Origin of the sequence: Cellulomonas massiliensis JC225, assembly GCF_000312005.1 — a bacterium.
Taxonomy (GTDB): Bacteria; Actinomycetota; Actinomycetes; order Actinomycetales; family Cellulomonadaceae; genus Cellulomonas; species Cellulomonas massiliensis.
The window spans coordinates 2,288,389-2,302,055 of the sequence record NZ_HE978588.1 but is presented as its reverse complement, the minus strand read 5'-3'; the positions used below and the strand labels follow the sequence as shown (position 1 = coordinate 2,302,055).

Sequence of the window (13,667 nt, the reverse complement as noted above, 5' to 3'; positions counted from 1 at the left end):
AGCCTACCGGCACGCCTCGGCGCCCGGCCGACGCCCGCGCAGCCGGCTCAGAGCGCCGCGAGCGCGTCGAGGTAGGCCTGCAGCGGCCGGGCCTGGCCGCGCGGGTGGACGACCTTCCACCGCAGGACGCCGTCCGCGTCGACGAGGAACGACCCGCGCAGCGCGATCCCCGCGCGCTCGTCGAAGACGCCGTACGCCCGGGCGGCCGCGCCGTGCGGCCAGAAGTCCGAGAGCAGGTCGAACGCGTAGCCCTCCTGCTCCGCCCAGGCGCGCAGGGAGAACATCGGGTCGCACGAGACCGCGGCGAGGTGCACGCCGGCCTGCTGGAACGCCGCGATGTTGTCCCGCAGCTCGCACAGCTCGCCGGTGCACGTGCCCGAGAACGCGAACGGCACGAAGACGAGGGCGACGGGTCCGCCCCCCAGACCGGCCAGCGTCACGGGCGTCCCGTGCGTGTCCGGGAGCGAGAACGCCGGGGCCGGGAGGCCGACCTCGGGCCCCGCCGGAGCGTCGGTCACTTGCCGCGACCGCGGGTGCCCAGGCGGGTGGCGGACCAGTCAGCGGCGACGGCGAAGGTCGACATGGCGTGCAGGCCCGACGTCGTCGCGGCCTCCTCGATGTCGCTGTGGCTCACGTGCCCGGGCCGGCCGGACTTCGGCGTCAGCACCCAGATCGGGCCGTTGTCGTCCAGGACCGTCATCGCGTCGACGAGGAAGTCGGTCAGGTCGCCGTCGTCGTCGCGGAACCAGATGACCGCGCCGTCGGTGACGTCGTCGTAGTCCTCGTCGGCCAGCTCGTTGCCCGTCAGGGCCTCGAGCGCCGCGCGCAGGCCCTCGTCGACGTCGTCGTCGTACCCGAGCTCCTGGATCACCTGACCCGAGGAGAACCCCAGACGAGTCGCCGCGTCGGCGGCGTCGTCCGTGCTGCTAGCCACGTCCCGACCGTTCCCTTCGTCCGGGGCGCCTGACGCGACGCCCGGCTGATGTCCGCACACCGTAGCCCACCTCACACCGGCGGGCCGTGGCAAGCACCGGTCAAGGAGCGGTGTCGCCGACGTCACGTGCCCCCGGGCGGTACTCGGTGTGACTTTCACGGTCCGGAGGTCCGAGAATGGCGGGACAGGCCCGCTCCCGCACCACGGGACGCCGGGCACCGTGCCGGCCCAGGGGCCGACGCAGGACGACATGCGAAGGAGCACTGGTGGCGTCGATCGACGAGACGGGCCCGCTGATCGGCGGCCTGCTCAGCCAGGTACCGGACATCGACCCCGACGAGACCTCGGAGTGGCTGGAGTCGCTCGACGGGCTCATCGAGGACAAGGGCGGCCCGCGCGCGCGGTACGTGCTGATGAGCCTGCTGCGGCACGCCCGCCAGCAGAACGTCGCGATCCCCGCGTCGCTCAACACCCCGTACGTGAACACCATCGCGGTGCACAACGAGCCGTACTTCCCCGGCGACGAGGTCATCGAGCGCCGCTACCGGTCGTGGAACCGCTGGAACGCGGCCGTCATGGTCACGCGCGCCCAGCGCCCCGGCGTGGCCGTCGGCGGCCACATCTCGTCCTACGCGTCCGTCGCGACGCTCTACGAGGTCGGCCTCAACCACTTCTTCCGCGGCAAGGACCACCCCGGCGGCGGCGACCAGGTCTACTTCCAGGGTCATGCCTCCCCGGGCGTGTACGCCCGCGCGTTCCTCGAGGGCCGCCTCACCGAGCACCAGCTCGACGGGTTCCGCCAGGAGCTGTCGCACCCCGGCGGCGGCCTGCCGTCCTACCCGCACCCGCGCCTCGCGCCGGACCTGTGGGAGTTCCCGACCGTGTCGATGGGCCTCGGCCCGTCCGGCGCGATCTACCAGGCGTGGACGAACAAGTACCTGCACAACCGCGGGATCAAGGACACGTCGCAGCAGGACGTGTGGGCGTTCCTCGGCGACGGCGAGATGGACGAGCCGGAGAGCCGCGGCCTCATCCACCTGGCCGCGCAGCAGAACCTCGACAACCTCACGTTCGTCGTCAACTGCAACCTGCAGCGGCTCGACGGCCCGGTGCGCGGCAACGGCAAGATCATCCAGGAGCTGGAGGCCGAGTTCCGCGGCGCCGGCTGGAACGTCATCAAGGTCGTGTGGGGCCGCGAGTGGGACGTCCTGCTCAACGCCGACAAGGACCGCGCGCTCGTCAACCTCATGAACACGACCCCGGACGGCGACTTCCAGACGTACCGGGCCGAGAACGGCGCGTTCATCCGCGAGCACTTCTTCGGGCGCGACCCGCGCACCAAGCAGCTCGTCGAGAAGATGACGGACGACGAGATCTGGGCGCTCAAGCGCGGCGGTCACGACTACCGCAAGATCTACGCCGCCTACAAGGCCGCCCGCGAGCACACGGGCCAGCCGACCATCATCCTAGCGCACACCATCAAGGGCTACGGGCTCGGGTCCGGCTTCGCCGGCCGCAACGCGACGCACCAGATGAAGAAGCTCAAGGTCGACGAGCTCAAGGTGCTGCGCGACTCCCTGCACATCCCGATCACGGACGAGCAGCTCGAGGCCGACCCGTACCTGCCGCCCTACTACCACCCGGGCCCGCAGGACGAGGCGATCCAGTACATGCTCGAGCGGCGCCGCCAGCTCGGCGGCTTCGTGCCGGAGCGGCGGGCGACGCACAAGCCCGTCACGGTCCCCGAGGCGAAGGCGTACGAGGGCCTGGCCAAGGGGTCGGGGCACCAGGAGGTCGCCACGACGATGGCGCTGGTGCGCCTGTTCAAGGACCTGCTGAAGGACAAGGAGTTCGGCCACCGCTTGGTGCCGATCATCCCGGACGAGGCCCGCACGTTCGGCCTGGACTCGATCTTCCCCAGCGCGAAGATCTTCAACACGGTCGGCCAGCACTACCTGGCCGTCGACCGCGAGCTCATGCTGAGCTACAAGGAGTCCGAGGCCGGGCAGATCATGCACACCGGGATCAACGAGGCCGGCTCGGCCTCCGCGTTCCAGGCCGTCGGCACGTCCTACGCGACGCACGGCGAGCCGCTCGTGCCGTTCTACTTCTACTACTCGATGTTCGGGTTCCAGCGGACCGGCGACCAGTTCTGGGCCGCCGGCGACCAGATGGCCCGCGGGTTCCTCATCGGCGCGACGGCCGGACGGACGACGCTGACGGGCGAGGGCCTGCAGCACGCGGACGGCCACTCGCCGCTGCTGGCGGGCACGATGCCGCACGTCGTCCACTACGACCCCGCGTACGGCTACGAGATCCGCCACATCGTCCGCGACGGCATCGACCGGATGTACGCGCAGGACAACGGCGGGCGCGACCGCGACGTCGTGTACTACCTCACGGTGTACAACGAGCCGATCGTCCAGCCGGCCGAGCCGGAGGGCGTCGACGTCGAGGGCATCCTCAAGGGCATCTACCTGCTGCGTCCGGCCGAGGGCGACGGGCCGCGCGCCCAGATCCTGGCGTCCGGCGTCGCGGTGCCGTGGGCGCTCGAGGCGCAGCAGCTGCTGGCCGAGGACTGGGGCGTGCGCGCCGCGGTCTGGTCGGTGACGAGCTGGAACGAGCTGCGTCGCGACGGCCTCGCCGCGGAGGAGTTCAACTTCCTGCACCCGGGCGAGGAGCAGCGCACGGCGTACCTCACGCGCAAGCTCGAGGGCGCCGAGGGCCCGTTCGTCGCGACGACGGACTACGACCACCTCGTGCCGGACCAGGTGCGCCAGTGGGTGCCCGGCACCTTCGCGACGCTCGGGGCGGACGGCTTCGGCTTCTCCGACACCCGCGCGGCCGCGCGCCGGCACTTCAAGATCGACGGGCCGTCGACCGCGGTGCGCGTGCTCCAGCAGCTCGCGCGCGAGGGCGCCGTCGCCGCCGACGTCCCGGCGCAGGCGATCGAGCGCTACCGCCTGCACGACGTGACCGCCGGCACCTCCGGCAACACGGGCGGCGACTCCTGACCTGCCCCGCACGCACGAAGGGCGCCCCGCCGAGCGGGGCGCCCTTCGTCGTCCGCGGCCGCGTCGGTCAGGTGCCGGGGATGGTCTGCTCGGCGCGGGCGACCGCCTGCGTGAGCTCCGCCTTGAGCGGGGCGACGGCGGCGGCGTCGGGGTACAGGTCCAGCGACGAGACGAACTGCTTGGCCTCCAGCGGGCGCCCGGCCTCGATGGCGGCGAGCACGAGCTGGCGCGCCACCTCCGGGTCGTGCTCCTGCGGCCGCCAGTGGCCGACGCCGAGGCCGACCGCCTCGACGGGCTGACCCGCGCTGCGCAGGAGCTCCAGCCCCGCGACCAGGGCGGCGCCCGTCGTGTCCCGCTCGGCGGCGGTCGTCAGGCGCCGGACGGTCCCCTCGTGGTCGTCGCGCACGGACAGCCGTGCGACCTCGATCAGCGGGTACCAGGCGCGCGGGTTGCCGGCGAGCTCCTCGCCGAGGGACCAGACGGCCAGGTCGGCGGCGCGCTGACGCTCGTGCTCGGCGCTCGGCGCGGTGAGCGGGTCGCCGTCCGGGACGGACTCCGCGGCGCGCCGGCGGACGATCTCCGCCAGGGCCGCGAACGCCCGCTCGTTGTTGGGGTCGTCCGACAGCACGGACCGCAGGGCGTCCTCGTGGAGCGTGTCCCCGCGTCGCGCCGCGGTCGTCGGGCGGCGCGCGCCGACGCGGGAGGCGGTCGACGGGCGGCGCATGAGCTGTCGCAGCCGTGGGAGGAGGGCCATGGGCCGACCCTACCCGGGCACGGCCCGGCGCACCCGGGGCGGTCGGTCCCCCGGGTGCACCACGGGCGGCGCGCCCGCCCCGCCACGCGCCGCGGCTTTGTCGCCTTCCCACAACGCGGGCCCCTATGCTCGGCCTCATGCCGAGCACGCCGTCGTCGCCAGCCGACCGCGACCGCGCGGGCGCGGCCCCCACGACGGGGCGCCGGACGGCCGCGGACCGGCGCGGCGGGCCGCGGGACGCGGAGAGCGGCGCCGAGACCCGGCGCCGGGTGCGCGAGGGTGCCGGCACGCTGGCGGCCGCCACGATGCGGCGGCTGGACGAGGACCTCGCGTGGTACCGCGCGCTGCCGGCGGAGGACCGCTCGTGGGTCGGGCTGGTCGCGCAGGCGGGCATCAACGCGTTCGTCACCTGGTACGCCGACCCGACGCGCCCGCCCCACGGCGTCGGGGACATCTTCGCCGCGGCGCCGCCGGAGCTGACGCGCTCGATCTCCCTGCAGCACACGCTGCACCTCGTGCGCGTCGTCGTGGACGTCGTCGAGACCCACGCCGAGCGGCTCGCCGCGCCTGGCGAGGAGCGCGAGCTGCGCGAGGCCGTCCTGCGCTACTCGCGCGAGGTCGCGTTCTCCGCGGCCGAGGTCTACGCCCGCGCGGCCGAGGTGCGCGGCGCGTGGGACGCGCGCCTGGAGGCGCTCGCCGTCGACTCGCTGGTGCGCGGCGACGTCGACGACTCGCTGCGCTCGCGGCTGTCCGCGCTCGGCTGGAGCGGCCGCGGGTCGACGCTCGTGCTCGCCGGCACCGCCGCGGGGCCCCTCGACGAGGCGCGGGCGACCGACCTGCGGCGCGCCACCCGGCGGGCGGCCGACGACGCGCTCGTCGGCATCCAGGGCGACCGGCTCGTCGTGTTCCTCGGCGGCGAGGGCGACCTGCGCGCCGCGGTGAGCGTGCTGCTGCCGCGCTTCGGGCCCGGCCCGGTCGTCGTCGGTCCGCTCGTGCAGGACCTGGCGGACGCCGCCCGCTCCGCCCGCGCCGCGCTCGCCGGGCTGCAGGCCGCTCCCGCGTGGGCCGAGGCGCCCCGCCCCGTGCAGGCGGACGACCTGCTGCCGGAGCGCGTGCTCGTCGGCGACGCGACGGCCCGCCGGACCCTCGTGGTGCAGGCCTACGCGCCGCTCGCCGCGAGCCAGGGCTCGCTGCTGGAGACGCTCGGCGCCTACCTGTCCGCGGGCCGGTCGCTCGAGGCGGCGGCCCGCACGCTGTACGTCCACCCGAACACCGTGCGGTACCGCCTCAAGCGCGTCACCGACGTCACGGGCTGGGACCCGCTCGACGCCCGCGAGTCGTACGTGCTCGCCACGGCGCTCGCCGTCGGCCGCCTCGACGCCGCGGGAGCACTGCCTGCCTGACCGGCGCCCTAGTCGGCCCGTACCGTCGTCACCGCTGCCGCGCAGCACGCGGGGACACGACGGCCTTTGTAGGAGACGCACAAGGTCCGTCGCCAAGGTTGGTGGGCGCCGAAGTCGGGGCGGAACGGGCAGGCAGGGCAAGGTGGACCACGTGCTCGCCGTCGTCTGCCCGGGACAGGGCGCCCAGTCCCCCGGCATGCTCACCCCCTGGCTCGACCTCCCGGAGGTCGCGGCCTCGCTGCGTCGCGCGTCCGACGTCACCGGCATCGACCTGGTGACGCACGGGACGACGAGCGACGCCGACACGATCCGCGACACCGCGGTGGCGCAGCCGCTGCTCGTCGCCTCCGCGCTCGCGAGCCTGCGCGCCGTCCTCGGTCTCGACGCGGACGCGCCGCTGGGCGCCGCGGTCGCCGGCTCCGTCGACGTGACCGCGGGCCACTCCGTGGGCGAGCTCGCGGCGGCGGCGGTGGCCGGCGTGCTGACGGCCGACGAGGCGCTGCGGCTCGTGGCCGTGCGCGGCGCCGCGATGGCGCGGGCGGCCGCCGTGGCCCCGACGGGCATGAGCGCCGTCCTCGGCGGCGACCCGGCCGAGGTGCTGGCCGCGATCGAGGGCGCCGGCCTGGTGGCCGCGAACGTCAACGGCGGCGGGCAGGTGGTCGCGGCGGGCTCGCTCGACGCCCTCGCGGCCCTCGCCGCTGCGCCGCCGACCCGGGCCCGCGTCGTGACGCTGCAGGTGGCCGGCGCGTTCCACACCGACGTCATGGCGCCGGCCGTCGACGAGCTGCGGACCGCCGCCGGCGCGGTCGCGCCGCAGGAGCCCGCCGTCCGGCTGCTGACCAACGCGGACGGGTCGCTCGTCCCCTCCGGCGCCCGCGCGCTCGAGCTGCTCGTGGCCCAGGTCGCGCACCCCGTGCGCTGGGACCTGTGCCAGGAGACGCTCGTCGGGCTGGGCGTGACAGGCCTGCTCGAGCTCGCGCCCGGAGGCGTGCTCACGGGCCTGGCCCGGCGTACGCTGCCGGGCGTCGAGACCGTCGCCGTGAAGACGCCCGCCGACCTGGACGCCGCCCGCGACCTGGTGCGTCGCCACGCGGGAACCACCGAGGAGCTGTCGTCGTGAGCCGTCCGACCATCACCCAGACCACGGGCCCCGCCCACACCCGGATCCTCGGGCTCGGCGGCGTGCGCGGCGAGCGCGTCGTGCCGAACGACGAGCTCGTCGGCCCGATCGACTCCTCGGACGAGTGGATCCGCCAGCGCACCGGCATCGTCACCCGCCGCCGGGCCGAAGCCGGCACCGACGTGCTGGACCTGGCCGAGGGCGCGGCCCTCGCGGCCCTGCAGGACGCCGGGCTGACCGGCGCGGACATCGACGCGGTCATCCTCTCGACCGTCACGTACTTCCACCAGACGCCCGCCGCCGCCGCGATCATCGCGGACCGGATCGGCGCGACGCCGGCCGCCGCGTGGGACATCTCGGCCGCCTGCGCCGGGTACTGCTACGGCATCGGCCAGGCCGACGCGCTCGTGCGTGCCGGCACCGCGCGCCACGTCCTCGTCATCGGCGCCGAGAAGATGAGCGAGTTCGTCGACCCGACGGACCGCACGATCTCGTTCCTGCTCGGAGACGGTGCGGGCGCCGTCGTCGTCGGCCCGTCCGACACCCCGGGCATCGGCCCGACCGTCTGGGGCTCCGACGGCGGCCAGGCGCACGCCATCCGGCAGACGCACTCGTGGCTCGCCACGCGCGACGAGGGCCTGGGCTGGCCGACGCTGCGCCAGGAGGGCCAGTCCGTCTTCAAGTGGGCGGTGTGGCAGATGGCGCCGGTCGCCCAGAAGGCCATGGACGCCGCCGGCGTCCGCCCCGAGGACATCGAGGCGTTCATCCCGCACCAGGCGAACATGCGGATCATCGACCAGATGATCAAGCAGCTGAAGCTGCCCGAGAGCGTGGTCGTCGGCCGCGACATCGCCGACACCGGCAACACGTCCGCCGCGTCCATCCCCCTGGCCGCCGAGCGGCTGCTGCGCGAGGGCCAGGTGCCCAGCGGTGCGCTCGCCCTGCAGATCGGGTTCGGGGCCGGTCTCGTCTACGCCGCCCAGGTCGTCGCGCTCCCCTGACCCGTCGAGCGTGGGTTGTACCGTTCGTCCGACCGGACCGCACCACCGACCGGCACCACCGAACCCGTCCCGGAACTGCACCACCCAACCTCTAGGAGAGACCCCATGGCGTACACCGAGCAGGAGATCCTCGCCGGCCTGGCCGAGATCGTCAGCGAGGAGACCGGCCTCCCGGCCGACGCGGTCCTGCCCGAGAAGTCGTTCACGGACGACCTCGACATCGACTCGCTGTCGATGATGACCATCGTGACCATCGCCGAGGAGAAGTTCGGCGTCACGATCCCGGACGACGAAGTCAAGAACCTCGCCACCGTCGGCGACGCCGTCTCCTTCATCAACGGCGCGCAGTCCTGACCTCGGGTCCGCCCGCGCGGCCCCGCGCGGGCGGACCTCGCACCACCCCGACCACCTGGAGTTCTCGATGAGCCACACGACCGACGTCGTCGTCACCGGCCTCGGCGCGACCACGCCCCTCGGCGGGGACGTCCGCAGCACGTGGGACGCCGCCCTCGCGGGCGAGTCCGGCGCGCGCCCGTTCGAGAACGACTGGGTGGAGCGCTACGGGCTGCCGATCGAGTTCGCGGCGACCATCAAGGTCAAGCCGGAGGACGTGCTCCCCCGGCCCGAGCTCAAGCGGCTCGACCCGTCCGCGCAGTACGCGCTCATCGCGTCGCGCGAGGCCTGGGCGGACGCCGGCAGCCCCGAGGTGCCGGGCGAGCGGCTCGGCGCCGTCATCTCCTCCGGCATCGGGGGCATCTGGACCACGCTCGACGGCTGGGACACGCTGCGGGAGAAGGGCGCCCGGCGCGTCCTGCCCATGACGGTCCCCATGCTGATGCCGAACTCGCCCGCGGCGAACGTCTCGCTCGAGCTCGGGGCGCGCGCGGGTGCGCACGCGCTCGTCTCGGCCTGCGCGTCGGGCGCGGAGGCCATCGGCTACGCGGTCGAGATGATCCGCTCCGGCCGCGCCGACGTGGTGGTCGCCGGCGGCACCGAGGCGACGATCCACCCCATGCCGATCGCGGCGTTCGCCGCGTCGCGCACGCTCTCGCTGCGCAACGACGACCCGCAGCGCGCCTCGCGCCCCTACGACGTCGACCGTGACGGGTTCGTCATCGGCGAGGGTGCGGGCGTCGTGGTGCTCGAGTCGGCCGAGCACGCCGCGGCGCGCGGGGCGCGCGTGTACGCCCGCGTCGCGGGCGTGGGCCTGACGGCCGACGGCTACCACATCACCTCGCCCGAGCCCTCCGGCGACGGGCAGATCCGTGCCATGCGCGCCGCGCTCGAGGACTCGGGCGTCGCCGCCCGCGACGTCGTGCACGTCAACGCGCACGCGACCTCGACCGTCGTCGGCGACCTCATCGAGGCCCGCTCCGTGCGCGGCGTGCTCGGCGACGACGCGGACCACGTCGCGCTGTCCGCCACCAAGTCGATGACGGGCCACCTGCTGGGCGGGGCCGGCGCGCTCGAGACGATCTTCACGGTCCTCGCGCTGCACGAGCGCCAGGCGCCGCCGACGATCAACGTCGAGACCCCCGACCCGGAGCTCGTCCTCGACCTCGTGCGCGACAAGCCGCGGGCGCTGCCCGAGGGCCCGGTCGCGGCGATCAACAACTCGTTCGGCTTCGGGGGGCACAACGTCGCGCTGGTCGTGACGTCCGCCTGACCCCAGGCCCGAGCACGCCGGAGGGCGCGCCGACCGTACGGTCGGCGCCCTCCGTGCGTCGAGCGGCGTCGCGTGCCCGCCCGGTGGTCCCGGCCGGGGCGTCAGCCCACGCGGTGCAGCCAGCGCACGGGCGCGCCCGCCCCGGCGTAGCGGAACGGCTCCAGCTCGTCGTCCCACGCCTGCCCGAGCGCCAGGTCGAGCTCCTGCCGCAGGCGCACGAGGTCGTCCGCGTGCTCGAGCGCCGCGCGGATGCGGTCCTCGGGGACGACGACGTTGCCGTGCACGTCCGTCTGGGCGTGGAAGATGCCGAGCTCGGGCGTGTGGGACCAGCGCGACCCGTCGACGCCGTGGCTGGCCTCCTCGGTCACCTCGTAGCGCAGGTGCGCCCACCCGCGCAGCGCCGACGCCAGCCGCGCCCCCGTACCCGGGGTGCCCTGCCACGAGTGCTCGGCACGGAAGAAGCCCGGCCCGGCGGGCTGCTCCGTCCAGTCCAGGGACAGGCGCGTGCCCAGCACGTTGCCCGCCGCCCACTCGATGTGGGGGCACAGCGCGCGCGGTGCAGAGTGCACGAAAAGAACACCGCGGGTGATCGCACCAGCCATGTCGTCCTCCTGAGCGGCTCGAGGTTCGCCTTCCCCAACGACCTCGTGCGCTCCGGCGCCATGGTTCTCGCGGCGTGCAGGCCCAGTGTGCCCGACGCCCCCGCCCCGCGCCAAGCAGGCACGACGCGACGAGCCGCCTCCTACAGCTGCTCGCGGATGGCCCGCATCGCCTTCTTGCGGACGGAGCGCTCCAGCCGGTCCAGGTAGAGCATCCCGTCGAGGTGGTCGACCTCGTGCTGCAGGCAGCGCGCCATGAGCTCGGTGCCCTCCACCACGACCTCGTTCCCGTCGAGGTCGGTGCCCACCACCCGCGCGTACCAGGCGCGGTGCGTCGGGTACCAGAGGCCGGGGACCGAGAGGCACCCCTCGTCGCCGTCCTGGTACTCGTCCTCGGAGAGCTCGACGATGACGGGGTTGAGCACATAGCCGATCTCGTCGTCGATGTTCCACGAGAACGCGCGCAGCGAGACGCCGATCTGGTTGGCGGCGAGGCCCGCGCGGCCGTCGTGGTCGACGGTCTCGAGCAGGTCGGTCACGAGGTTGCGCACCCGGTCGTCGATCGTCGTGATCGGCTCGCAGGGGGTACGCAGCACGGGGTCGCCGACAATCCGGATCTCACGCATCGCCATGCCCCGATCCTTTCATGCCCGTGCCGTCGTCCGTGCGCCGGGCCGGGCGTAGCGGGGCTCGGCCCCGGCGACGCGCGCCGGCGCGCGCGCCGGCTCCCGGACGCAACGAAGCCGGTGGCGGTCGGACCGCCACCGGCTTCGGTGTCGTGCTGAGTGCGCCCCGGAGGGGCGGGAGGTCACTCCGAGACGCGCTGCTGGGGGACGCCCGTCAGCAGCTGGCGCACCTCGGCCTCGTGGAAGCGACGGTGCCCGCCCAGGGTGCGGACGGCCGAGAGCTTGCCGGCCTGGGCCCAGCGGGTGACCGTCTTCGGGTCGACGCGGAAGAGGACCGCGACCTCGCCGGGGGTGAGGAGGGCGCCCTGCTGCAGGGGGGTCTCGTGGGTGGTGGCGATCGCCATGATCGTTCTCCTGTCGTTCGGTAGCTCGGCTGACCGTGTAGGCCCCGTGGCTTTGCGTCCCCTCCTTGCGGAGGGTTTGCCGTTGTCGCTGACAGCAGGAACTATGCCCGAAACTGGACATCCGTGCAAGAACCGGTCGTCCGGGGCGTGCGGGTGAAAAACCCGCGGCCCCTCCGTCCGGGGTGCAACGGCCCCCTCGGTGGGTACTCTGTGCGCGCCCGGGGCAGTAGCTCAGCCGGTCAGAGCAGCGGACTCATAATCCGTGGGTCGTGGGTTCAAGCCCCACCTGCCCCACCACCGGCTCGCCGCCGGGACACCCTGCGGGCGGACGCCGTGAGCAGACACGCCGTCCGGGCGCGCGGGTTACCGTGGAAGCGTGCCCGTCCTGCGCCGCCGCCTGCCGTCCTCCCAGCGCTCCCGCCTCGACCTGCGCCCCGGCGACCAGGTGCTCGTCGCGATCACCCTGACCGACGGTGCGGAGCTCGTGGCGACGCGCCGCGCGCTGCACGTGCTCGCCGGCGACGAGGTCGCCCGCAGCCCCTGGAGCGACGTGGAGCGCGGGTCCCTCGACCCCGAGAGCCGCGTGCTCTCGGTCGCGTGGGTATGGGGCACGACGAGCCGCCTGACCTTCCCGGACGACCGGTCGGCGTACGCCTTCACGCAGACGTTCAAGGAGCGCGTCCAGCAGTCCGTGGTGCACGCGCGGTCGGTGCCGCTCCCGGGCGGTCGCACGGCGTCCGTCGCGGTGCGCCGCGACGAGGAGGGCGAGCTCTTCGTGCAGGTCACGGGCGCCACGGACGCGGACCTGCAGGACGCCTCCGTCGCCCGTGCGGTGGACGCCGCGGAGCGTGAGGTGCGTGAGGCCGTGGGCCTGCCGGGGTGACGCAGGTCGCGTCCGGAGCACCCCGCCCCGGCTGATACAGTTCTTCCCGCGCGATCCCCCGTAGCTCAATTGGCAGAGCATTCGACTGTTAATCGAAGGGTTACTGGTTCGAGTCCAGTCGGGGGAGCACACACGAAGGCCCTGACCGTCACGGTCAGGGCCTTCCTCGTCCTCGCGGGCGGCTGGCTCAGGCAGCCAGGCGCCGCCGGCGTGCGACGACCGTGCGGTCCGGCACGGTCTCGTCGGGGCCCACCTGGGCGCCGGGCTCGACGACGACGTCCGCGCCCAGCCGCGCCCGGCTGCCGACGCGCGCGCCGTCGCCCACGCGCGTGCGCGGGCCGATGCGGACGTCGTCCGCGACCACGACGCCGGCGCCCAGCACCGCGTCGTCCTCGATCCAGCTGTGGGCGCCGACCCGGCACCCGGGCGCCACGAACGCACCCGCCTCGACGTAGGCCGTCGGGGCGACCGTCGCCTCGTCGGCGACCCGCGCGGCCTGGGCGACGAGACCGCCGCCGCTGCCGTGCCGGACGTAGCGCAGGACGCGCCCGTCGTCCGCCTCGAACTCGACCTTCACCCGTCGCTTCGCCATGGGACCTCCCTCGGGCTCCGCACCCGCTTCTCGGAATCGTTCTCATCTATCCAACGACCGAGAAGATGGGATGATTCCCGGCCCCCGAGGCCCTCGACGGCGCTCCGGACGTATCAGGACCTTCCGGGGCAGACCTCACCCGGCTCCCGGCCTTGCGCACGGCCGCGCCGAGGGCTCTCATGGAAGGGCGGTCGCCCCGAGGACGGCCGCGCTCCGCTCCAGGGGGACGAGAGGGGGCTGCGGGCCGTCACCGGCCCGCGACGCGATGGCAGGGGTCCGCCGGACGGCACGCACGCGGCCGGACGAGCGCGGCGTACCGGTGGGACGGCACGCCGCGCCGGTGCGGCGCGCGCCGGCACGGCTGTGGGGCTCCGTGGTCTCCCGGCCCGTCGCCGGCCTCGGCCTGGCCGTCGCCCTCGTCACCGCCGGCACCGTCACGAGCTCCGCCGCGGCCGACCGCACGGTCGTGCCGCCCGCTCCCCTGCCCTCCCCCACCGCGACGTCGTCCCCTGCACCCCGGGACCTCGCGGGCCTCGCGGCGCGCGCGCACACCGTCGTCGACGCCGCCGAGACGCTCACGGGGGCCCCGATCCCGACGACCCGCACCGTGCGCCAGCAGGTGGACCCGGTGGTCCTCGAGGTCGACCTGCGGCCGGTCGCGGTGGCACTCG

The 13,667-nt window shown here is 74.4% G+C and carries 14 protein-coding genes, 2 tRNA genes, 1 pseudogene and 1 riboswitch; of the genes and pseudogenes, 10 read left to right on the top strand and 7 right to left on the bottom strand.

The window, feature by feature from the left end:
- Positions 1-47: 47 nt before the first annotated feature.
- On the bottom strand, positions 48-518 hold the full coding sequence (locus tag HGCM_RS10940; RefSeq protein ID WP_019136876.1) for a peroxiredoxin: 471 nt from the start codon (positions 516-518) through the stop codon (positions 48-50).
- Positions 515-934: a DUF3052 domain-containing protein gene (locus HGCM_RS10935; RefSeq protein WP_019136875.1), complete on the bottom strand. Its 420-nt coding sequence runs from the start codon at positions 932-934 to the stop codon at positions 515-517. Before HGCM_RS10935 ends, HGCM_RS10940 begins: the two co-directional genes overlap by 4 nt.
- Positions 935-1,200: 266 nt before the next feature.
- Between HGCM_RS10935 and aceE the strand changes: the two genes are divergently transcribed.
- Positions 1,201-3,948: a pyruvate dehydrogenase (acetyl-transferring), homodimeric type gene (gene aceE, locus HGCM_RS10930; protein WP_019136874.1), complete on the top strand. Its 2,748-nt coding sequence runs from the start codon at positions 1,201-1,203 to the stop codon at positions 3,946-3,948.
- Between the two features lie 67 nt (positions 3,949-4,015).
- Here the strand turns inward: aceE and HGCM_RS10925 are convergent, their stop codons facing one another.
- Positions 4,016-4,702, bottom strand: a complete 687-nt coding sequence (locus HGCM_RS10925) for a hypothetical protein (protein ID WP_019136873.1) — start codon at positions 4,700-4,702, stop codon at positions 4,016-4,018.
- Positions 4,703-4,839: 137 nt separating this feature from the next.
- Here HGCM_RS10925 and HGCM_RS10920 point away from each other — a divergent pair, with 137 nt between their 5' ends.
- The 5 genes from HGCM_RS10920 to fabF all read left to right on the top strand — a co-directional run bounded on the left by HGCM_RS10920 (position 4,840) and on the right by fabF (position 9,892).
- The gene (locus tag HGCM_RS10920; protein WP_147572818.1) at positions 4,840-6,105 is read left to right on the top strand and encodes a PucR family transcriptional regulator; all 1,266 of its coding nucleotides are present in this window, start codon (positions 4,840-4,842) and stop codon (positions 6,103-6,105) included.
- Between the two features lie 151 nt (positions 6,106-6,256).
- Positions 6,257-7,225 carry an ACP S-malonyltransferase gene (locus HGCM_RS10915; RefSeq protein ID WP_026075417.1) on the top strand — a complete coding sequence of 323 codons (969 nt, stop codon included), beginning with the start codon at positions 6,257-6,259 and terminating at the stop codon, positions 7,223-7,225.
- On the top strand, positions 7,222-8,226 hold the full coding sequence (locus HGCM_RS10910; RefSeq protein ID WP_019136870.1) for a beta-ketoacyl-ACP synthase III: 1,005 nt from the start codon (positions 7,222-7,224) through the stop codon (positions 8,224-8,226). The genes HGCM_RS10915 and HGCM_RS10910 overlap by 4 nt, the downstream gene beginning before the upstream one ends.
- A gap of 105 nt (positions 8,227-8,331) precedes the next feature.
- Positions 8,332-8,580, top strand: a complete 249-nt coding sequence (locus HGCM_RS10905) for an acyl carrier protein (protein WP_019136869.1) — start codon at positions 8,332-8,334, stop codon at positions 8,578-8,580.
- 67 nt (positions 8,581-8,647) lie between these two features.
- The gene (fabF, locus tag HGCM_RS10900; protein ID WP_019136868.1) at positions 8,648-9,892 is read left to right on the top strand and encodes a beta-ketoacyl-ACP synthase II; all 1,245 of its coding nucleotides are present in this window, start codon (positions 8,648-8,650) and stop codon (positions 9,890-9,892) included.
- Between the two features lie 101 nt (positions 9,893-9,993).
- Here the strand turns inward: fabF and HGCM_RS10895 are convergent, their stop codons facing one another.
- The 3 genes from HGCM_RS10895 to HGCM_RS10885 form a co-directional block, all read right to left on the bottom strand.
- On the bottom strand, positions 9,994-10,494 hold the full coding sequence (locus HGCM_RS10895; protein ID WP_026075416.1) for a DUF3145 domain-containing protein: 501 nt from the start codon (positions 10,492-10,494) through the stop codon (positions 9,994-9,996).
- A gap of 140 nt (positions 10,495-10,634) precedes the next feature.
- Positions 10,635-11,123, bottom strand: coding sequence for a peptide deformylase (gene def, locus HGCM_RS10890; RefSeq protein WP_019136866.1), 489 nt, complete (start codon positions 11,121-11,123; stop codon positions 10,635-10,637).
- Positions 11,124-11,299: 176 nt separating this feature from the next.
- Complete coding sequence (locus tag HGCM_RS10885) at positions 11,300-11,521, bottom strand: BldC family transcriptional regulator (RefSeq protein WP_019136865.1); 222 nt, start codon at positions 11,519-11,521, stop codon at positions 11,300-11,302.
- Between the two features lie 16 nt (positions 11,522-11,537).
- Positions 11,538-11,612: riboswitch (cyclic di-GMP riboswitch) on the bottom strand.
- A gap of 129 nt (positions 11,613-11,741) precedes the next feature.
- On the opposite strand from HGCM_RS10885, the gene HGCM_RS10880 reads away from it, so the two are divergent.
- The 3 genes from HGCM_RS10880 to HGCM_RS10870 all read left to right on the top strand — a co-directional run bounded on the left by HGCM_RS10880 (position 11,742) and on the right by HGCM_RS10870 (position 12,531).
- Positions 11,742-11,818: transfer RNA gene (locus HGCM_RS10880), tRNA-Ile, on the top strand.
- A gap of 79 nt (positions 11,819-11,897) precedes the next feature.
- On the top strand, positions 11,898-12,404 hold the full coding sequence (locus HGCM_RS10875; RefSeq protein ID WP_019136864.1) for a hypothetical protein: 507 nt from the start codon (positions 11,898-11,900) through the stop codon (positions 12,402-12,404).
- A gap of 54 nt (positions 12,405-12,458) precedes the next feature.
- Positions 12,459-12,531, top strand: a tRNA-Asn gene (locus tag HGCM_RS10870).
- A 60-nt stretch (positions 12,532-12,591) separates the two neighbouring features.
- On the opposite strand, the gene HGCM_RS10865 is transcribed toward HGCM_RS10870, so the two are convergent.
- Complete coding sequence (locus tag HGCM_RS10865; protein ID WP_019136863.1) at positions 12,592-12,996, bottom strand: hypothetical protein; 405 nt, start codon at positions 12,994-12,996, stop codon at positions 12,592-12,594.
- A gap of 340 nt (positions 12,997-13,336) precedes the next feature.
- On the opposite strand from HGCM_RS10865, the pseudogene HGCM_RS19935 reads away from it, so the two are divergent.
- Positions 13,337-13,667 (top strand): annotated as a pseudogene (locus HGCM_RS19935) (hypothetical protein); the annotation flags it as partial.